Here is a 19,573-nt window from a genome sequence, read left to right on the forward strand (position 1 = left end):
GCCGGCGCAGGAAGCGATCCGCGTCGGCCGTCAACTGTCCGCCCCCCATCTTTAGGGCCCGCCGCTCCGAATGTTCACTGCGGGCCCTGCGCCCTAAAGTTGGAATTGACGGACAAGATGTGGAGGATACGGCGTGGCCATACGCAAGATCGACGACCGCGAACCCGAGCCGGCGCGTCCCGGGGCGGACGCCAAAGCCGTGTTGAGCATTGCCGGGGCCAGCGGGAAAACCCGCGGCGTCGCCCTGGTGCTGCACGGCGGGCGGTCCAACAGCTTCGAATCCGTCCGCGGCAGGCACCTGAGCCCGGCCCGGATGCTACCCTTCGCCCGGGCACTGAGCTCTGGCGGCGGACGCCACGGGCTGGCCGTCTGGACCCTCCGGAACCGGTACCGGGGCTGGAACGGGAAGGACATGTCCCCCGTGCAGGACGCCCGCTGGGCGCTCGCCCAGATCAGCCTGGAGCACCCCGGCGTTCCCATATATCTCCTCGGCCACTCGATGGGCGGCCTCACCGCGCTCTGCGTCGCAGACCACCCGCAGGTGGAAGCCGTCGCTGCCCTGGCGCCCTGGCTCGATGCCCAGACCCCGGTGGACCGCGTGGCCGGCCGCCGGATCCTGATTGTCCACGGCACCGAGGACCGCTGGACCAGCCCCGCGAACTCGCTCGCCTACGCCCGCCGGGCCGACGGCGTCGCGGAGTCGGTGGACTACATCGCCCTCAAAGGTGCCGGGCACTTTATGTTCCGCCGGGTGGGCCTGTGGAACTCGCTCGCCAACGGCTTCATCCTCGATGCCTTCGCCGGCAGCGCAGGCCGCGACCTCCAGGGCAGCAGCGCCGACGCGTTCCGCAGCCTCCTGCCCGCCTCCGGCGCCAGCCTCCCGGTGGTACTGTGATGCCGGACTTTCCGCTCAGCGTTTTCCCGTTGGAGGCCTTCCTGGCAAGCCTCCCGTGGGTGGCGGCAGGCCTCGTGGTGCTGCTGGCGGTCACTTTCGCCATCGCCGTCCGCCAGAGCCGCCACTCCGTCATCGACACCGTCTGGGGGCTCGGCTTCGTCGTCGTGGCCGCCATCTCCTGGTTCCTCTCGGCCGGACACGGCGACGGCGGCCGCCGCCTGCTGCTGCTGGCGCTCGTGGCGGTCTGGGGCATCCGCCTCGGCCTCCACATTGGCCTCCGGGCCCGCGGTGGTCACGAGGATCCACGGTACGTGGACATGCTCTCCTCCGCCCCCGGGTCCCGCAACGTCTACGCGCTGCGCAAGGTCTACCTCCCGCAGGGTGTGATCCTGTTCTTCGTCTCGCTCACCGTCCAGGTGGGGATGTTCAGCACCGGGAGCCTCGGCTGGCTGGCCTGGCTGGGCGTATTGCTCTGGGTGGTCGGCTTCGTTTTCGAGACGGTCGGCGACTGGCAGCTGGCGCAGTTCAAGGCCGATCCGTCCAGGCGCGGCACCGTGCTTAACACCGGGCTCTGGCGCTACACCCGCCACCCGAACTACTTCGGCGACGCCGCCGTGTGGATCGGAATCTTCCTCGTCGCCGCTGATTCCTGGCCCGGGGTGCTGACTTTCCTCTCCCCCGTTCTGATGATCTGGCTGCTCGCCGGCAAGTCCGGCAAGCCGCTCACCGAGAAAGCCATGTCCGCCCGCCCCGGCTACAAGGAATACGTGGACTCCACCTCGGGCTTCCTGCCCCTGCCGCCCCGCAAGCCGCGTATCGGTGGCCACCAGCCGGGCGGTCGCTAGGATGCCGTGGCGGCCCCGGCCCAGCGACCGGTTCTACCGCGTCATTGTCCGCACCGGGCTGGCGCTGCACCGGCTGTTCCGGATCCGGGTCATCGTCACCGGGCGCGAGCACCTCCCGGCGCCGGAGCCCCGCAACGACGCCCCGCGCGGCGCGTCCCGCCGCGTCGTCCCGGGCCGGGGGGCCGTCGTCGCCATTACCCACTTCGGTTACCTCGACTTCGCCTTCGCCGAGCTGCTGCTGTGGTGGCACGCCAGGGCCCAGATGCGTTTCCTGGTCACCCAGGCCGCCGCCGACCACTGGTTTGCCGGGCCCGCGGTCAGCGCCGCCGGGCACGTCCCGGTGGGGTACGACTCGGGTTCCCATGCCTATGACGCCGCCGTCGCCCGGCTGAAGGCGGGCGAGTACGTCGCGATCCTGCCCGAGGCCGGCGTCAGCCGCAGTTTCCGGGTGCGTGAATGCAAAACCGGTGCCGTGCGGATGGCTGCCGAGGCCGGAGTGCCCATCATTCCCGTGTCCGTCTGGGGCGCCCACCGGCTGATGACCCGCTGCCACGGCTTCTCCCCGGCCCGTGCCTGGCGCGCCCTGGTCCGGATCCACGTCGGCGAGCCGGTGACCGTTGGCCCGGACCAGGACGCCCAGCAGGCCACCGAAGCGCTGCGCGGGATCCTCCAGGCCGGCATCGATGCCTGCATCGCGGATTTTCCGCTGGCCCCGTCACCGGGCGCCTGGTGGATGCCGGCGGACCTCGGCGGCGGAGCCCCCACCGAGGAGGAACGGCAACGCCTGGATAAGGCCGAAGGTCCGCGGCGCGCAGGCGGCCGGCGCCGGTAGCCTCACACCGCCGCCCGCCTTAAACGCCACTGACCCGCAGTAGTTCCCTACTGCGGGTCAGTGGCGTTGAGGGGCCTACGCCGGGTCGGAGACCACCAGGGTCTCGGCGCCCTGGACGCGGGCCTTGCCGCTCTCCAGCAGCGGCTCGACGACGGCGCGCAGCGCCTCCATCGAGTCGTCCAGTTCCAGCAGCACGGGGTGCTGGAACGCAATCAGCGCCAGCAGGTCCCGGACGGCGGCCCGGGCCTCGTCCGCAGCGAGTTTGGGTTCGTGGCCCAGGAACACGTCGGTGGGCTGGCCGGCCTGGGCAGCGCCCTCCGCTACAGCCGTGTCCCCTGTGGGGGCAAGCTCTGCGTAGCTGATGGCGAAGGCCTGGAGCTGGCCCTTCCTGCTCGCCGGGACGCCCTGGCCGAAGGCGCTGGCCTTCGGCGCCCGGAGCACAATGGCGCCGTGGGCGCCGCTGAGCTCGTCCAGGAACAGCCGCTGGACCGTGGCAATGCCGAGGTCGCCGGGGCTGTCCCAGCCGTGCACGGCCGTGTAGTACCGGCCCACGACGTCGCTGAGCTCCACCGAACCGGTGGCCAGGTCCTCGATCTGCTCGGAGGCGGCAGCCTCGGAACCATCACCGAAGACCGGCAGACGGAGGGCGCCGGGGTCGACGACGACGAGCCGGGAGCGCTGGATCGGGGCCAGCCCGGCGGCCTCGGCGAAGGCCGCCCCGGGAGTGCCCGGTTCCACCTTGGTCCGGAGCCGGGTGACGCCCGACGGCGACTGTGCCGCTTCGTGCCGCAGCATGGTCAGCAGCGTGGAGCCGACGCCGGTGCGGCGGTGGTGCCGGTCGACCTCGACGTAGGCCCAGAGCCGTTCCGGGTGCAGCGAGGCCTCGTGGACCACGCCGGCCGCGACCGGGATGGCCACGCCGTCGACGACGTCCTCGGCCACGATGCAGCGCCGCCACGGCGCGTTACCCGAGGGCGCCAGGGTGCCGCGGAACTGCCGGGCCTGCTCGGTTTCGGGCCCGCCCCACATTTCCAGCAGGGCAAGGTCATCGCCGTCGCGCCATTCGCGGTATGCGATCGCCATGATCAGGCGCCGATCAGCCGTGCGGCCAGGTAGCCCTCCACCTTGTCCAGGGAGACGCGTTCCTGGCTCATGGTGTCGCGTTCGCGGATCGTGACGGCCTGGTCGTCCAGGGTCTCGAAGTCCACGGTGATGCAGAACGGGGTGCCGATCTCGTCCTGGCGGCGGTAGCGGCGGCCGATGGCGCCGGCGTCGTCGAACTCGATGTTCCAGTTCTTGCGCAGCTGGGCGGCGAGGTCCTTGGCCTTCGGGGACAGGTCCTCGTTGCGGCTCAGCGGCAGCACGGCTGCCTTGACCGGGGCCAGCCGCGGATCGAGCTTGAGCACGGTGCGGATGTCGACGCCGCCCTTGGCGTTGGGTGCCTCGTCCTCGGTGTAAGCGTCGATCATAAACGCCATAAAGGAGCGGGTGAGCCCGGCGGCGGGTTCGATCACGTACGGGGTGTAGCGCTCGTTGGTGGCCTGGTTGAAGTAGCTCAGGTCCTGGCCGGAGGCCTTGGAGTGCGTGGACAGGTCGAAGTCCGTGCGGTTGGCGATGCCCTCGAGCTCGCCCCACTCGGAGCCGTGGAACCCGAAGCGGTATTCGATGTCCGTGGTGCCCTTGGAGTAGTGGCTGAGCTTTTCCAGCGGGTGTTCGAAGAAGCGCAGGTTGTCCTCCCGGATGCCGAGGCCGGTGTACCAGGACATCCGCTCCTTCATCCAGTACTGGTGCCACTGCTCGTCGGTGCCGGGTTCGACGAAGAATTCCATTTCCATCTGCTCGAACTCACGGGTGCGGAAGATGAAGTTGCCCGGGGTGATCTCGTTGCGGAAGGACTTGCCGATCTGGCCGATCCCGAACGGGGGCTTCTTGCGGGAGGTGGTGAGGACGTTGCTGAAGTTGACGAAGATGCCCTGGGCCGTTTCGGGACGCAGGTAGTGCAGGCCCTCTTCGCTGGCCACCGGGCCGAGGTAGGTCTTGAGCAGACCGGAGAATTCCTGGGGTTCGGTCCATTCGCCGCGGGTGCCGCAGTTGGCGCAGGCGATGTCCTTGAGGCCGTTCTCGGCGGGACGGCCCTTTTTCTCCTCGTATTCTTCCTCGAGGTGGTCGGCGCGGTAGCGCTTGTGGCAGGAGAGGCACTCGACCAGGGGGTCGGAGAACACGTCGACGTGGCCGGATGCTTCCCAGACCTGGCGGGGCAGGATGACGGAGGAATCCAGGCCGACGACGTCTTCGCGGCCGCGGACCACGGACTGCCACCACTGGCGCTTGATGTTTTCCTTCAGCTCAGCACCGAGGGGGCCGTAGTCCCAGGCAGAACGCGAGCCTCCATAGATTTCACCGGCCTGGAATACGAAACCCCGGCGCTTGGCGAGGGAAATGATCTGGTCGAGGACGGATTTTGCTGCCATGGGAACTCCACTTTCTACAGGGCCGCTGGGTGCGGTCCGCGGTTTCAGCCCCGTGACCCCGGCTGGTTGCCGGACGGGGCACTACAAAACGCAAATTTTAAGCACAAAACATGCACACGCACCAAGCCCACCCCGGGAGGGGTGCTGAATGATGGCGGTGCAGGAAGCTGCGCCTCCTAGCCTACCGGCCTGTTGGCTCCCGGCGCCCCCGCCCCAGGGCCCCCTTGGGCCAGGGCAGGCTCGCCAGCACAATCGCGGCGAGGGTCAACAGGGTGCCGAGCACGGTGGGCAGCGCCACCACGGTACCGGGCGCCGGGAACACCAGGTCCAGTCCCAGCGAGCCCAGCAGCTGACCCGCGATCATGCCGAGTCCGGTCACCAGCACGCCCAGGCTGCGGACCAGCAGGGCTCCGACGCCGATAAAAACACAGCCCATGGGCCCGCCCAGGTAGTACCACCACTCCCCCGGCAGCGCGCTGCCCGGTCCCGCGACGGCGATCTTGACCAGCCAGGCAGCCCAGAGCACCACCGCGCCGGCGACGAAGTTCATCAGGGTCGCGGCGATGGGCGTGCCGTAGTGCACGGCGGCGGTGCCGTTCATGGCCTGCTGGAAGCTCATCAGGAAGCCGGCAAGAACGGGAAGGAGCACCGGAACGACCAGCTCCGCCGGCCCTGGACCGGCGCCGGAGAACCGTGGCGATACCGCCCAGGCGACGGCGGCGACAGTCAGGATGCTGCCGATCACCCGGATGCCGGTGATGGACCTCCTGCCGGCCGGCCCGATCCCCATCCGGTCCACCAGCAGCCCGCTGAGGGTCTGCCCGGTCACGGTGGCGACGGTGAACAGGGCAACCCCCAGCAGACTCACCGTGAAGGACTGCGCGAAGACGAAGAACCCGCCGATGCAGCCGGCCAGGACGTAGTAGGGCGGGAACTTACGCCCCCGGACCGCCGGCAGGATCCGCCGCAGCCCGTCCCGGCCGCGTGGCAGCGCCAGCGACACGGCGATCATCAGCACCAGACCGGTGCTGAAGCTCACCACCGCGGCGGCGATTCCGTCCGCGAGCGCCACCCCGAGCGCGCCGTTGATCCTGCCCTGCACCGGCATGAGCAGCCCCGCAGCCACGGCGAGGGGCAACCCGGCGAGGAACGGAAGCCGGGGCTTGTGCGTCATTGCTGCCACCTTATGTCAGGCATCATTGCTTGTATGAGCAACCCGGAAATTGAAGAGATCCCCATCCGCGACGACATGATCCGGCTCGGCCAGCTCCTGAAGCTGGCCAGCCTGGTCGAGGACGGGGTGGAGGCCGCGGAACTGATCAAGAGCGGGCTCGTGAAGGTCAACGGTGAGATCGACGAGCGCCGCGGCCGCCAGCTCCACCACGGCGACACCGTCACCGTGAACGGCCGGACCGTGCGGATCGCAACGCCCGCCGGAGCCTGACTCCGGCGCTGGACGCCGGGCGGGCCGCCCGGCGTCGTGCGGCTACTTGTTCAACACCCCATGGGTGAGGAACTCGGAGACGTGCCCGATTTCCTGCTGGTTGATGCCGTGCCACATGCCGGTGTAGAGCACCTTGGTGAGCTTCACGTGCTTGCGCACCCAGCCCATTGTGAATTCGATCTTGTCCGGTGTGATCACCGGATCCTGCTGGTCGCGGCCCCAGAACACCGGCACCGTCCCGTCCAGGTCGGCGTCGTGGAAACTGGGGTCACTGCCGGCGTCGACCGCAAAACCGGACAGCCCGACGACGGCGGCGTAGTCCGCGGGCCGCCGCCGGAGCAACGTGGTGGCCAGCGCCATGCCCATCGAAAAGCCCAGCAGCGTCACGGACGGGTGGTTCGGCCGGACCGTGTCCAGCCAGTCCTCCACGTACGCGGCGGCATCCTTGACCGCGTCGAGGGAGTAGTCGACCGACGCTGTCAGCGGGAACCAGGTGAACCCTGCGCCGGACACCATCGGAGCGCGCACCGAGGCCACCACGAAGTCCTGCGGCAGCAGCTCCGCCAGGCTCAGGAGATCCTCTTCGTTGGCCCCGTAGCCGTGCAGCAGGACGAGGAGCGGCTTTCCGGCCCGCTCCTCCTCGGGTTTGGACCATAGGACAACGGGGGCGGGGAAGGCAGCGGCTTCAGTCATGGCTCCATTCTTACAGTTACCCGCGGGTAACAACCTACGGTGGCGTAGCTTTGCAGGAACAGGGCACGATATGAAGGTGAGCGAAACCGAAGCCATGGAGAACTCTCCAGAGAACCCCGTTACCCATCCCTGGACCCGCTACGTGGCCATGGGCGACTCCTTCACCGAAGGCATTGGCGATCCTGAGCCGGCGAGCCCGGGGGGCCACCGGGGCTGGGCGGACCGGGTGGCCGAGGAGCTGAGCCGCGGGCACGAGGACTTTGCCTACGCCAACCTCGCCGTCCGGGGCCGGCTCCTGCAGCAGGTCGTGGACCAGCAGCTGGCCCACTGCCTGTCCCTCCGGCCCGACCTCGTGACGCTGTCCGCCGGCGGGAACGACCTGATCCGCCCCGGCGGGGATCCGGATGCCCTGGCCGAGAAGCTGGACTCTGTGGTGCAGATCCTCACCCTGGCCGGCGCCACGGTGGTCCTTTTCAACGGTCCCGACACCGGCTCGTCCGTGCTGGGCCGGGTGCGCAGCAAAGTGGCCATCTACAACGAGAACCTCCGCACCATCGCAGCCCGCCATGACGCCATCATCGCCGACATGTGGTCCCTGCGGCAGCTGAACGATCCGCAAATGTGGGATGCGGACCGCCTGCACTTCTCACCGCTGGGCCATCACACCATCGCGGCCATGGTCCTGGATTCGCTCAACGTCGAGCACACCCTCGAACCGCTCTCCCCCAAGCCCCTGCCGCAGCGCAGCTGGCGGCAGGCGCGGTCCGGCGATCTGGTCTGGGCGCGCGAACACTTCGTGCCCTGGGTTGTCCGCCGGCTCCGGAACCGTTCCTCCGGCGACGGCATCACGGCCAAGCGGCCCCTCCCGGGGCCGGTCTTTGGCCCCGGGGTGCCGCTCGGCTCGGGCGAGGGTCCGCCCGGCGCCGAAGAGCCGGTGCGCTCCTGACCGGGGACCGGCCCGGGCACGCGTTCCCGGGTGTGGGCGTTAAGCTGGAAGAACACTTCCTGAGAGGCCCGGTACCGTGAACAGTATGTTCTTTTGGATCATCGTTTTGTCATTCCTGATCCCGATGGCGATGCGCTATTACAAGAAGTCGATGCGCGGCCGGAACCAGAACCAGGGCATGCCCGGCGGCCCGGACCAGTTCGGGCAGTTTCCCGGAGACACTCCCGGCCACTACCCGGGACCGCAGAACAAGCAGCCGCGTGACGGGTTCACCCAGCGGGACTACTACGGGGCCTTCGGCCAGCTCGGCGCCCCTCAGCAGCCCGCGCCGCCTGCCAACCAGCCGTACCCCGGCCAGCAGTACCCCGGGCAGCCGTACCCGGGCCAGCAGGGCTACCAGCCTCCCGTCCCCTATGAGGACAGCCCGGGTTACCCGGGCAACCGGCCGTCCAACACTCCGCAGTCCAACTCCTGGCAGCCCGACAGCCAGCAGCCGTCAGGCCCCGCGGTGCCGGCGCCGCCGTCGCCGTCGGCCCCGCAGGGCTTCCGGGCGCGCAAGCTCGCGGAACTGGACCAGCGGTACAGCGAGGGCGAGCTCAGCATGGATGACTACATGGCCCAGCGCGCGGAGATCATGAAGGGCTAACCCAGGAAACGCGTCACCACGTCCGACACGGTGACCACGTCCGACACGAAGGGACCCTGCAGCAGTGCTGCAGGGTCCCTTCGTTTTGCCGCCTGGCTTAGTCGACCTGGGGGAAGCCGAGGTCGATCACCGAGGTGGACGGGTCCGGCCAGCGGGTGGTGACCACCTTGCCGCGGGTGTAGAAGCGGATGCTCTCCGGGCCGTACATGTGAGTGTCGCCGAAGAGCGAGTTCTTCCAGCCGCCGAAGGAGAAGGTGCCCACCGGAACCGGGATCGGCACGTTGACGCCCACCATGCCGGCCTCGACGTCGAACTCGAACTGCCGCGCGGCGCCGCCGTCGCGGGTGAAGATCGCCACGCCGTTGCCGAACTCGTTGTCGTTCACGAGCTTGACGGCGTCGGCGTAGGTCTCGACGCGGACCACGGACAGGACCGGGCCGAAGATCTCGTCGTCGTAGACCTTCATGCCGGGCTTGACGTGGTCGACCAGGCTGACACCGATGAAGAAGCCGTTGGAGTCGAACTGCTGGTCCCGGCCGTCCACCACCACGGTGGCGCCTTCCTGGGCCGCGCCGGCGACATAGGAGGCGACCTTGTCGCGGTGCTCGGCGGTGATGAGCGGGCCCATCTGCGATGCCGGGTCGGTCCCGGGGCCGATCTTCAGCGTGCCCATCCGGGTGGTGATGGCCTCGACGAGTTCATCGGCGATGTTGCCGACGGCGACCAGGACGCTGACTGCCATGCAGCGCTCCCCGGCGGAGCCGTACGCGGCGGACACGGCGGCGTCGGCGGCCATGTTCAGGTCCGCGTCCGGCAGGACCACCATGTGGTTCTTGGCACCGCCCAGGGCCTGCACCCGCTTGCCGTGGTCCGCAGCGCGCTTGTAGATGGACTGGGCAATGGGCGTCGAGCCGACGAAGCTGATGGCCTTGACGTCCGGGTGTTCGAGCAGCACGTCAACGGCTTCCTTGTCGCCGTGCACGACGTTGAGGACACCGGCGGGCAGGCCGGCCTCGGCGAATACCTGCGCGATGAAGATGGCCGAGGACGGGTCCTTTTCGCTGGGCTTGAGCAGCACGGTGTTGCCGCAGGCCAGGGCGCTGCCGATCATCCACAGCGGCACCATGGCCGGGAAGTTGAACGGCGTGATGCAGGCGACCACACCGACCGGCTGGCGCACCGAGTGGACGTCGACGCCGCCGGCGACCTGCTCGGAGCGCTCACCCTTGAGTGCGTGGGACAGCCCGGTGGCGAACTCGATGTTCTCCAGGCCGCGGGTGATCTCGCCCTCGGCGTCGGAGAGGACCTTGCCGTGCTCGCTGGTCAGGAGAGCGGCCAGTTCGGGCCGGCGCTGCATCAGCAGTTCGCGAACCTTGAAGAAGATGTTGGTGCGCTTGGCAAGGCTGGTGGCGCGCCAGCCGGGCAGGGCGGCGCGGGCGGCCTCGATGGCCTCCTCGACGCGGGCGGCGGAGGCCAGGGCGACCTCCTTCTCCTGCTCGCCGGTGGCGGGGTTGAAGACGGGGCCGTAGCGCTCGGCGTCGGAAATCAGGGCGCCGTTGATGAAGTGCGGAATGCGTTCCATGGGGTGGGTCTCTTTCGTGTGGTGCAGGTTCAGGGTGTGCAGCGGGCTGCAGGGCAGGGTGGCTACTTGGCCGTGTCGAGGGTGCCGTCGACCAGCTTGACGATCGCGGAGCAGTCCATGCCGGCCTTGCCGGAGTCGATGAGGCGCTGGAAGAGCTGCTGGACGTGCTCGCCGATCTCCAGTGGGGTGCCGGTGTCCCGTGCCGCGCTGATGGCAAGTCCAATGTCCTTGTTGGCCAGTTCGGTCGTGAAGGTCGGGGCGAAGTCGTTGTTGGAGGCCGCGGTGGGGACGACGCCGGCTACCGGGTACCAGGTGCGCAGGGCCCAGCTGTCGCCGGAGGACACGGAGGCAATGTCCCAGAAGACCTGCTTGTCCAGTCCAAGCCGGTCCGCCAGCACGGCGCCTTCCGCGGTCGAGGCCAGGTTGATGAAGAGCATGAGGTTGTTGCAGATCTTCGCGGCCTGGCCGGTGGTGGCGCCTCCGGTGGGGATGATGTTCGCCGCCATCGGCTTGATGTATTCCGTGGCCTCGGCCACGGCACCTTCCTCGCCGCCGATCATGAAGGTCAGGGTGGCGGCCTTCGCGCCGCTCATCCCGCCGGAGACCGGGGCGTCGACGAAGCGGAAGCCGGCGGCAGCGGCGGCGTCGTGCAGGGCCTGGGCGGAGGCGATGTCAATCGTGGAGGAATCGACCAGCAGCGTGCGCGTGTCCGCGTGGGCCAGGACACCGTCGTCGCCGAGGTAGACGGCGCGGGCGTGCTCGCCCTTGGGAAGCATCGAGAAGACGACGTCGGCGCCGTCGACCGCTTCGGCGATGCTTCCGGCGGGCTTGACGCCGCCGGCGACGGCGGCGGCAACGGCCTCGGCATTGAGGTCGAACCCGCGGACGTCGTGGCCTGCCTTGACGAGGTTCACCGACATGGACCCGCCCATGTTCCCCAGTCCGATCCAAGCGATTACTGCCATGGCATAAGCTCCTTTGCTTTGCGTGTTGCTGTGCGTCCTGCTGTGGTTGGTGCGTGTGATCCGGCCTCTGGGCGGATGTTCCGTGTCAAGCATCACACCCTGTTACAGTGCAATCAAGGGAAAAAACTACAGATGGTATGTGCATGGATGCACATACCCTGGATCCAGAGGAGTTCTTGTGGACTTGCGGCGGCTTCCGAGTCCTGACGACCTGCTGATCCTGCTGACCGTGGCACGGCTGGGCAGGTTCAACGCCGTGGCGGAGACCCTCGGCACCACCCACACGACCATCTCCCGCCGGATCCTGGCGCTGGACAAACAGCTGGGCGGGCGCACCCTGGAGCGGAGCCCGCACGGCTGGGAGCTGACGGATCTGGGCCAGGAGGCCGTGGCAGCGGCCGAGGCGATCGAGGGCACCCTCGGTGCGCTCACGAACCGGATCGCGCAGTCCGAGGATGTGCTCTCCGGACTGGTCCGGATCAGTACCCCCGACGGTTTCGGCGCCGAGTTCGTCGCACCCGCGCTTGTCCGGCTGCAGCAGGGCCATCCGCTGCTCAACGTCGAGATCCTCAGCGCCACCCGCAAGGTCAGCCAGAACCGGTCCGGAGTGGACCTTGAGGTGGTGGTGGGCAATCTGGACGTCAGCAATGCCCAGGCCATCTTCCTGTCCAACTACTTCCTCCGGCTTTACGCCAGCCCGCAGTACGCCCGCGACCACGGCCTGCCGGTGACGCTCGACGACGTCCGGCAGCACGGCTTTGTCTCCTACGTGGAGTCGGCGCTCCAGGTCGCCGAACTGGGACACCGCTCCACGCAGCTTCCCGTGCCGCGCTCCAGCTTCCAGGCGACCAGTATCTTTGCCCAGCTGGAGGCTGTCCGGCGGGGCGCCGGGATTGGCCTGCTGCCGAACTTCCTGGCGGTCGGCGACCCGGATTTCCTGCCGGTGCTGCCGGACGATTTCCAGCGGCAGCTTCCGATCTGGGCGGTGGCACGCGCGGAATCGCTGCGGTCGGCCCCCGTGCAGGCCGTCCTCGAAGCGGTGCGGACCGAGATCCTCGAGCGCCAGGACGTGCTGGCAGGCTGAGCCGTCCCGGCCGACTGAGCAGCCCTGGCCGGCCGGGCCGCGCCAACGGCAACAGCCCGGCCCCCGCGTTGCGGGGACCGGGCTGTTGCTGGTTCTCATAACTTCTTAGCGGTTGCTGATTCGCCGTTACTTCTTGCTGGCGGCCAGCAGGTCCGCGGTGCCTTGGGCATCGGCGGCGTCAATGTCGTGCAGCGAGACGCCGCGGGTTTCCTTGAGGAAGAACACCGCCACCAAGGTGACCATGCAGGCGCCGAGCAGGTAGATGGCTACCGGCGTGGAGGACTTGAACTGGCCCAGCAGCGCTGCGGCGATGATCGGAGCCATCGAACCGGCCACGATCGAGGTGACCTGGTAGCCCAGGGAGACGCCGGAGTAGCGCATCCGGGTCGGGAACATCTCGGCCATGATGGCCGGCTGGCCGGCGTACATCAGGGCATGGAAGAGCAGGCCGATCGTGATGGCGGCGAGGATGATGAGGTCGTTCTTGGTGTCCATCATCGGGAAGGCGAAGAAGCCCCAGGTGCCGCCGAGGATGGCGCCGGCCATGTAGACCGGCCTGCGGCCGAAGTGGTCGGACATGCGGCCGACCATCGGCACCACGGCGAAGTGGATCGCGTGCGCCACGAGCAGCAGCAGCAGGATCCGGGAGGTGTCCGTCTGGACGATCACCTTCAGGTACGTGATGGAGAAGGTGACCACGAGGTAGTAGAGGATGTTCTCCGCGAATCGCAGGCCCATGGCGGTGAAGACGCCGCGCGGGTAGCGGCGGAACACTTCGGCGACGCCGTAACCCTTGTTCTCGACGGCGACTTCCTTCTGTGCCTCCAGGAAGATCGGGGCGTCGGTGACCTTGGTCCGGATGTAGTAGCCGACCAGGACGATCACGGCGGAGAGCCAGAAGGCCACGCGCCAGCCCCAGCTGAGGAAGTCGGCGGAGGACAGCGTGGAGGACAGCGTGAACAGCACGCCCGTGGCGAGCAGGTTGCCCAGCGGAACGGCGGACTGCGGCCACGAGGCCCAGAAGCCGCGGGACTTGCTCGGGCTGTGCTCGGCGACGAGGAGGACTGCGCCGCCCCATTCACCGCCGACGGCGAAGCCTTGGGCGAAGCGCAGGAACACGAGGAGGGCCGGTGCCCAGTAGCCGATCTGCTGGAAGGTCGGGAGGCAGCCCATCAGGAAGGTGGAGACACCGACCAGGATGATGCTGAGCTGGAGCAGCTGCTTGCGGCCGAACTTGTCGCCGAAGTGGCCAAAGACGATGCCGCCGATCGGGCGGGCGACGAAACCAACGGCGTAGGTGAGGAAGGCGGCGATGATGCCGTCCAGTTCCGTGCCGGAGTTGGGGAAGAAGATCTTGCCGAACACGAGGGTGGCCGCCGAGGCGTAGAGGAAGAACTCATACCATTCGACAACGGTGCCGGCCATGGAGGCCGTTACTACCTTCTTCAGTCCGGACGACTTGACGTCTTCCTCTTCTGGGCGCCTGGCGGCGGCGTTATGCGTACTCATTTCGACTCCTTCGGTGTCTCCGTCGACACCCTATGGACCTCTGGGCAATGGACGCGGCGTGATTTGCGACACGCGGCATCATTCTCAACGAGTATGGACGCTCCCGCCCGTGGCCTCAACGGCCATTAGTGCAGAGCGCATCTGCAAAAATGCACACCCGGCACCGATTTTTGACGAAGGATTAGCCGAAGAAGTAGTGCCGGAGCTGGCTTTTGAGCTGGCCGATCTCGGTCAGGAACCCGTCGTGTCCGATCGGCGCCTCTATGGTGTGCACGGCAACCTCGCCCGGCAGGGCGGCGGCAAGCGCGTGGGACTGGGCCGGGAAGTACAGCCGGTCCGAGTCGACGGCCGCCACCAGGAACTCGGCCGTCGCCGGAGCCAGCGCGTCGGCGAGGGCGCCGCGGCCCCGGCTGATGTCATGGCTCATGAGCGCCTCGGTGATGGCGATGTAGCTGTTCGCGTCGAAGCGGCGGACCAGTTTGTTGCCCTGATGGTCGAGGTAGCTCTCCACCTGGTAGCGGCCGCGGCCGGCCACGGATCCGGCTTCCAGCGGAGCCTCGGAGTCCTGCGCGTTCCGGCCGAAGCGTTCGTCCAGCTCCGCTGCCGAGCGGTAGGTGATGTGCGCGATCCGCCGCGCCAAGGCCAGGCCCGCTTCCGGTTCCGGACCTCCGTAGTAGTCCCCGCCGTTGAAGTTGGGATCCTGCCGGATGGCGAGCGTCTGCGCCTGGGCAAAAGCGATCTGTTCGGCCGTGCTGCTGGCTCCGACCGAGATCACGCCGCAGCGCCGGACCCGCTCCGGGTAGCTGACGGCCCACTCGAGGGCACGCGCCCCACCCAGGGACCCGCCCAGCACGGCGTACCAGCTCCGGATGCCCAGGGCATCGGCCAGCCTGGCCTCGGCCTCGGTGGTGTCCCGCAGGGTGACGAGCGGGAACCGCGAACCCCAGGGCTTTCCGTCGGGCGCCGCCGACGACGGCCCCGTGGAGCCGTAGCAGCCGCCGAGGATGTTGACCGAGACGACGAAGTACTCCTCCGTGTCCACCGGGGCGCCGGGGCCGGCGAGCTGCTCCCACCACCCCGGTTCCTCGCTGGCGCCGCGCGTGACGTGGGTGTCCCCCGTCAACGCATGCTCGATCAGCACGGCATTGGAGCGGTCCGCGTTGAGGGTCCCCCAGGTCTCGTAGCCGAGGGTGACGTCCGGCAGCCGGGCCCCGGATTCGAGCTCAAGGTCGCCGATCCGGAGGTACCGAACCGTCCCGTCCGGGACACCGCCGTCCGGGGCAGTGTCCACCGGGACCGGGGCATGGGGGTGGGAGGTCTTGCTTACAGGTGCACCCTGGCGGGTGACGGCAATCGTCATGTGAGGACCTAACTTCGCGCTTGCCCGCCGTCAGCTGACCGGCGGGCCAGGTCTTCACCCGGGGCACCCCGCCGCAAAAGGAGGGTTGCCGGCCAGCAAGCCGGGGCTGTCGCTGGCACTCATGACCTTTACTGAGTCTACGAAATGTGGCGGCGGAATGGCGAAGATTGTGACTTCCATGTGACAGCCGTACGCGTCAGCACCGCAGTTTCCCCACTTTCGAAGGTCGTGTCCGGCGGCTCGCCCCGAAGTATCGGCGATTCCCGGCGTCATGCCCGCAAAGGTGGGGAAATTCGGCGCTGACTTGGCTCAGGCGGTTTTGGCTGCGCGGAATCCGGCGTCGAGGTCAGCGAGGATGTCGTCGATGTGCTCCAGGCCCACGGAGAGCCGGACCAGGCCCGGGTTCACGCCGGCGACGGTCTGCTGTTCGGGGGAAAGCTGGCTGTGGGTGGTCGACGCCGGGTGGATGACCAGCGAGCGCACGTCGCCGATGTTGGCCACGTGCGAGTGCAGTTCGAGGGCGTCGACGAAGCGCTTGCCGGCCTCCGCTCCCCCGGCGATGTTGAAGGCGACGACGGCGCCGGTCCCCTTCGGGCCGTACTTGCGGCCGCGCTCGTACCAGGGGCTGGACGGCAGCCCGGCATAGGCGACCGATTCGACGTCGTCCCTGGCCTCGAGCCATTCCGCAACCTGGGTGGCGTTGGCGACGTGCCGCTCCACGCGCAGGCTCAGGGTCTCGAGGCCCTGGGCGATAAGGAAGGCGTTGAACGGGGACACCGCCGAGCCGAGGTCGCGCAGCAACTGGACGCGCGCCTTGAGGATGTAGGAGAGGTTGGCGCCAAGGGCACCGTCCTTGCCGAGGTCCCGTGCGTAGACCAGGCCGTTGTAGGTGGGGTCGGGGGTGTTGAAGCCGGGGAAGCGTTCCGGGTCCCTGCCGAAGTCGAAGTTGCCCGAGTCCACGATCACGCCGGCGATCGCGGTCCCGTGGCCGCCGAGGTACTTGGTGGCGGAGTGCACCACGATGTCCGCACCCCACTCGATCGGGCGGATGAGGTAGGGCGTGGAGAGCGTGTTGTCCACGATCAGCGGGACCCCGGCCTCGTGGGCCACCTGCGAGATGCCCTCGATATCCAGCACGTCCTGGCGCGGGTTGGAGACCACTTCGCCAAAGAACAACTTGGTGTTGGGCTGCACGGCGTCGCGCCACTGCTCAAGGTTGTCCGGGTCCTCCACGAAGGTCACGGAGATCCCGAACTTCTTCAGCGTGTGCGCCAGCAGGTTGTAGGTGCCGCCATAGAGGCTGGGGCTGGCCACCACATGGTCGCCGGCCTCGGCAACGTTCAGGATCGCGAGGGTCTCCGCGGCCTGTCCGGAGCTCAGCAGCAGCGCCGCCAGTCCGCCTTCCAGGCTGGCCACCCGCTGTTCCACGGCGTCCTGGGTGGGGTTCCCGATCCGGGTGTAGATGGGCGCGAGTTCGGCGAGGGCGAAGCGCTTGGCGGCGCTTTCGGCGCTGGGGAAGACGAACGACGTCGTCTGGTAGATCGGCAACGACCGGGCACCGGTGGCGCTGTCCGGCTCCTGGCCGGCGTGGATCTGGCGGGTTTCGAAGGACCAGGCACTGGACATCGGGACACTCCTTAGGGGACCGGGCACAGGCAGCCCCGGAGCCCCCTGGCCCGGGTCGGCACTGGCGCCGCGCTTGCCCTCCGGCGGGCGCCGGACGGCCAGGTCTTCACCCGGGGCACCCCACCGCGTGACGAGGGTTGCCGGCCAGCTAGCCGGGGCTGTGCGCTGGCACTCATGACCTGACCCCAGTCTAGGAACCGGTTGCGGGCCGTGGATAGCTTTGTGACGAAGATGAAGTTGCGCGGCCGGCGGGGCGCAAAAGACCGGCCACTTCCCCGCCGTGACGCGGGGCCGCACCCGGCGGGGAGCCCCCAAAAATGACATCCCACCACGGTTAGGAGAGCCTAAGCTGAGAGCCGCATCACAAAGTGTCAAGATGAGGGCATGCGCATGGATCACGTCTCTTACGCCTGTGAACAAGATGGCCTCGCTGCCACCACCGAACGAATTGCGTCTGCCCTCGGCGTAGAAGCCGTGAAGGGCGGAGTACACCCCCGATTCGGGACCCGCAACATGATCATCCCGCTCGCGGGACACAAGTATCTCGAGGTCGTGGAGGTCCTGAACCACCCCGCGTCCGACAAGGCCCCCTTCGGCCAGGCCGTCCGCGCCCGTTCCGAAGCCGGCGGCGGCTGGATGGGCTGGTGCGTCGAAGTCGACGACCTCGCCCCGTTCGAGGAACGGCTCGGCCGCGCCGCCGTCAACGGCAACCGCAAGTTCCCCGACGGCCGCGAACTGGTCTGGAAGCAGATCGGCATCCTCGGGCTGATCGCCGATCCCCAGGTGCCCTACATGCTCAAGTGGGAGGGCGATCCGGAACTCCACCCGTCCAAGGCCTACGAGAGCAATGTCAAGATGTCCGCCCTCACGATTGCCGGCTCGGCGGAGCGTGTCACCGAATGGCTCGGAGTCCCGGTCGAGAAGCCGCTGGAGGACGTGGCCGTGAACTGGCTCGCCCCCCGTGGGACGCCCGGCATCCTCTCCGTCACGTTCGAGACGGCCTCCGGAGCCGTCACCATCTGACGCTTCACCGCCCAACACTTCGGCCGCCATCAGCGGGTGCCAATGACGTCACCCACCGATGGCGGCCGATAACTTTTAACTCCCGGCGCGCCTGCCCGGCCCGCGGCTCAGCCCAACCCGATGGACCTGCCGAAGAGGCTGAAACCGACGAACGCCACGATGTCCAGCACGGCGTGGGCAATCACCAGCGGCATCAGGCGGCGGGTTTTGGTGTAGACCAGCGCGAAGATAACGCCCATGATGGCGTTGCCGATGAACGGGCCGAAGCCCTGGTAGAGGTGGTAGCTGCCGCGCAGCATGGAACTGGTGAAGATGGCCAGCGGCAGGCTCCAGCCGAATTTGCCCAGCCGGTCCAGCAGGTAGCCCACCACGATCACTTCCTCCACGATCCCGTGCCGGATCGCGGAGAGGACCAGCACCGGCACGGTCCACCAGTAGGCGTCCAGCGCGCTGGGGATGATCTCCGTCGTAATGCCCAGTGCCCGGCCCGCGGCGTACAGTCCCAGCGACGGGATACCGATCAGCGCCGCCAGGCCGAACCCCTGCAGCAGGTCCCTGCCGGGGCGGGCGAAGTTGAGCCCCAGCTTCTGGAACGCCGTGACGCCGTGGCTGCCGCCGCCGGACAGGCCGGACGTCCGGTGGTCGGTGAGGAAATAGAGTGCCAGGACCACCGGCACCAGGGCGAAGAAGATATCCAGCAGCTGGTAGGTGAGGTCGAAGTATTCGCGGCTGCTTTGCGAACGGTTCAGCGTGGAGGTCCCCTCCGCCAGCGGCGCCCGGGTCAGCTTGTCCAGCAACTGGACGACCGAGTACACGGCGGACTGCCCCAGGGACAGGCCCAGGACGATCCAGACTTCTAACCGCAGGCGGCGGCGGGAGGGAACGAGCATGTTCCTATCTTGCCCGGTCTTGGTTGGCCCTGCCTTACCGGCGTTGCCGCCTATGCTGGGGTTTATGAGTGCGCCCGGGAAAATCATCATGATCCGGCACGGCCAGTCCGCCGCCAACGCCGACACCTCGATCTACAACCGGGTGCCCGATTACCGGATTCCGCTGACCGAACTCGGCGCGGAACAGGCCCGGGCTGCCGGCGAGCAGGTCCGGCGGCTGCTGGACGGCCGTCCGGTGTGTGTGTATGTCTCCCCCTACCTGCGGGCCTACCAGACACTCGAGGCGCTCAACCTCGGCCCGCTGGTCGAGCGGGTGATCGAGGAGCCGCGGCTGCGGGAGCAGGACTGGGCCAACTTCCAGATCGCCGGTGAGATCGAGGACCAGAAGGAACTCCGGAACGCCTACGGCCACTTCTTCTACCGCTTCCGGGAAGGCGAGTCCGGCTCGGATGTCTACGACCGGATCTCCTCGTTTATGGAGACGCTGTACCGGCACTGGTCCAAACCCAGCTACGCCCCCAACGCCCTGTTCGTCACCCATGGGCTCACCATGCGGCTGTTCTGCATGCGCTGGTTCCACTGGTCCGTGGAGTATTTCGAGTCCCTCAACAATCCGGACAACGCCGAGGTCCGCACCCTGCACCGCACCGGGGAGGGCAAGTACGAGCTGGACAAACCGTTCAGCCAGTGGGAGGCCCGGCGTGTCGATGAGACGGTGCTGGACGCCCCGCCGATGTTCTTCTAGCAGCCGCAGTGCCGCCC

At 68.2% G+C, this 19,573-nt stretch carries 19 protein-coding genes and 2 riboswitches; of the genes, 9 read left to right on the forward strand and 10 right to left on the reverse strand.

Annotation, left to right across the window (positions count from 1 at the left end; all coding sequences use genetic code 11):
- Positions 1-133: 133 nt before the first annotated feature.
- The 3 genes from AC50YC_RS11945 to AC50YC_RS11955 are packed head-to-tail and all read left to right on the forward strand — an operon-like array spanning position 134 to position 2,572.
- The gene (locus AC50YC_RS11945) at positions 134-895 is read left to right on the forward strand and encodes an alpha/beta hydrolase (RefSeq protein ID WP_494953722.1); all 762 of its coding nucleotides are present in this window, start codon (positions 134-136) and stop codon (positions 893-895) included.
- Positions 895-1,740 (forward strand): DUF1295 domain-containing protein, encoded by an 846-nt coding sequence (locus AC50YC_RS11950; protein WP_494953723.1) that lies wholly within the window; start codon positions 895-897, stop codon positions 1,738-1,740. The genes AC50YC_RS11945 and AC50YC_RS11950 overlap by 1 nt, the downstream gene beginning before the upstream one ends.
- Position 1,741: 1 nt before the next feature.
- A complete protein-coding gene (locus tag AC50YC_RS11955; protein ID WP_494953724.1) occupies positions 1,742-2,572 on the forward strand; it encodes a lysophospholipid acyltransferase family protein in 831 nt (276 codons plus the stop codon).
- A 75-nt stretch (positions 2,573-2,647) separates the two neighbouring features.
- Here AC50YC_RS11955 and AC50YC_RS11960 read toward each other — a convergent pair whose 3' ends face one another.
- The 3 genes from AC50YC_RS11960 to AC50YC_RS11970 form a co-directional block, all read right to left on the reverse strand.
- A complete protein-coding gene (locus tag AC50YC_RS11960) occupies positions 2,648-3,655 on the reverse strand; it encodes a GNAT family N-acetyltransferase (protein WP_494953725.1) in 1,008 nt (335 codons plus the stop codon).
- 2 nt (positions 3,656-3,657) lie between these two features.
- Positions 3,658-5,043: a glycine--tRNA ligase gene (locus AC50YC_RS11965; protein WP_494953726.1), complete on the reverse strand. Its 1,386-nt coding sequence runs from the start codon at positions 5,041-5,043 to the stop codon at positions 3,658-3,660.
- Positions 5,044-5,224: 181 nt separating this feature from the next.
- Positions 5,225-6,217: a DMT family transporter gene (locus tag AC50YC_RS11970; RefSeq protein WP_494953727.1), complete on the reverse strand. Its 993-nt coding sequence runs from the start codon at positions 6,215-6,217 to the stop codon at positions 5,225-5,227.
- Positions 6,218-6,250: 33 nt separating this feature from the next.
- On the opposite strand from AC50YC_RS11970, the gene AC50YC_RS11975 reads away from it, so the two are divergent.
- Positions 6,251-6,487, forward strand: a complete 237-nt coding sequence (locus tag AC50YC_RS11975) for an RNA-binding S4 domain-containing protein (protein ID WP_354173854.1) — start codon at positions 6,251-6,253, stop codon at positions 6,485-6,487.
- 42 nt (positions 6,488-6,529) lie between these two features.
- On the opposite strand, the gene AC50YC_RS11980 is transcribed toward AC50YC_RS11975, so the two are convergent.
- A complete protein-coding gene (locus AC50YC_RS11980; RefSeq protein ID WP_494953728.1) occupies positions 6,530-7,180 on the reverse strand; it encodes an alpha/beta hydrolase in 651 nt (216 codons plus the stop codon).
- 70 nt (positions 7,181-7,250) lie between these two features.
- On the opposite strand from AC50YC_RS11980, the gene AC50YC_RS11985 reads away from it, so the two are divergent.
- Together AC50YC_RS11985 and AC50YC_RS11990 are read left to right on the forward strand one after the other, a co-directional pair.
- A complete protein-coding gene (locus AC50YC_RS11985) occupies positions 7,251-8,126 on the forward strand; it encodes an SGNH/GDSL hydrolase family protein (RefSeq protein ID WP_494953729.1) in 876 nt (291 codons plus the stop codon).
- Positions 8,127-8,211: 85 nt separating this feature from the next.
- The gene (locus tag AC50YC_RS11990; protein WP_494953730.1) at positions 8,212-8,772 is read left to right on the forward strand and encodes a hypothetical protein; all 561 of its coding nucleotides are present in this window, start codon (positions 8,212-8,214) and stop codon (positions 8,770-8,772) included.
- A gap of 97 nt (positions 8,773-8,869) precedes the next feature.
- On the opposite strand, the gene AC50YC_RS11995 is transcribed toward AC50YC_RS11990, so the two are convergent.
- Together AC50YC_RS11995 and mmsB are read right to left on the reverse strand one after the other, a co-directional pair.
- Positions 8,870-10,354, reverse strand: a complete 1,485-nt coding sequence (locus AC50YC_RS11995) for a CoA-acylating methylmalonate-semialdehyde dehydrogenase (RefSeq protein WP_494953731.1) — start codon at positions 10,352-10,354, stop codon at positions 8,870-8,872.
- Between the two features lie 62 nt (positions 10,355-10,416).
- Complete coding sequence (gene mmsB / locus AC50YC_RS12000) at positions 10,417-11,319, reverse strand: 3-hydroxyisobutyrate dehydrogenase (protein WP_494953732.1); 903 nt, start codon at positions 11,317-11,319, stop codon at positions 10,417-10,419.
- Between the two features lie 184 nt (positions 11,320-11,503).
- On the opposite strand from mmsB, the gene AC50YC_RS12005 reads away from it, so the two are divergent.
- Entirely contained in the window at positions 11,504-12,403 is a 900-nt protein-coding gene (locus AC50YC_RS12005; protein ID WP_494953770.1) for a LysR family transcriptional regulator, read from the forward strand.
- A 126-nt stretch (positions 12,404-12,529) separates the two neighbouring features.
- Here AC50YC_RS12005 and AC50YC_RS12010 read toward each other — a convergent pair whose 3' ends face one another.
- The 3 genes from AC50YC_RS12010 to AC50YC_RS12020 all read right to left on the reverse strand — a co-directional run bounded on the left by AC50YC_RS12010 (position 12,530) and on the right by AC50YC_RS12020 (position 16,898).
- Positions 12,530-13,912, reverse strand: coding sequence for an MFS transporter (locus AC50YC_RS12010; RefSeq protein WP_494953733.1), 1,383 nt, complete (start codon positions 13,910-13,912; stop codon positions 12,530-12,532).
- A gap of 181 nt (positions 13,913-14,093) precedes the next feature.
- Entirely contained in the window at positions 14,094-15,272 is a 1,179-nt protein-coding gene (gene metX, locus AC50YC_RS12015; protein ID WP_494953734.1) for a homoserine O-acetyltransferase MetX, read from the reverse strand.
- An 11-nt stretch (positions 15,273-15,283) separates the two neighbouring features.
- A riboswitch (SAM riboswitch) is annotated at positions 15,284-15,399 on the reverse strand.
- 182 nt (positions 15,400-15,581) lie between these two features.
- Positions 15,582-16,898, reverse strand: coding sequence for a bifunctional o-acetylhomoserine/o-acetylserine sulfhydrylase (locus AC50YC_RS12020; RefSeq protein WP_494953735.1), 1,317 nt, complete (start codon positions 16,896-16,898; stop codon positions 15,582-15,584).
- Between the two features lie 64 nt (positions 16,899-16,962).
- A riboswitch (SAM riboswitch) is annotated at positions 16,963-17,078 on the reverse strand.
- A gap of 204 nt (positions 17,079-17,282) precedes the next feature.
- On the opposite strand from AC50YC_RS12020, the gene AC50YC_RS12025 reads away from it, so the two are divergent.
- Positions 17,283-17,921, forward strand: coding sequence for a VOC family protein (locus AC50YC_RS12025; RefSeq protein ID WP_494953736.1), 639 nt, complete (start codon positions 17,283-17,285; stop codon positions 17,919-17,921).
- A 107-nt stretch (positions 17,922-18,028) separates the two neighbouring features.
- Here the strand turns inward: AC50YC_RS12025 and AC50YC_RS12030 are convergent, their stop codons facing one another.
- The gene (locus tag AC50YC_RS12030; protein WP_494953737.1) at positions 18,029-18,811 is read right to left on the reverse strand and encodes a CPBP family intramembrane glutamic endopeptidase; all 783 of its coding nucleotides are present in this window, start codon (positions 18,809-18,811) and stop codon (positions 18,029-18,031) included.
- 64 nt (positions 18,812-18,875) lie between these two features.
- Here AC50YC_RS12030 and AC50YC_RS12035 point away from each other — a divergent pair, with 64 nt between their 5' ends.
- Positions 18,876-19,556 (forward strand): histidine phosphatase family protein, encoded by a 681-nt coding sequence (locus AC50YC_RS12035; RefSeq protein ID WP_494953738.1) that lies wholly within the window; start codon positions 18,876-18,878, stop codon positions 19,554-19,556.
- The last annotated feature ends 17 nt before the right edge of the window (positions 19,557-19,573 follow it).

The sequence above is a fragment of the Pseudarthrobacter sp. MDT1-56 genome, assembly GCF_059383555.1.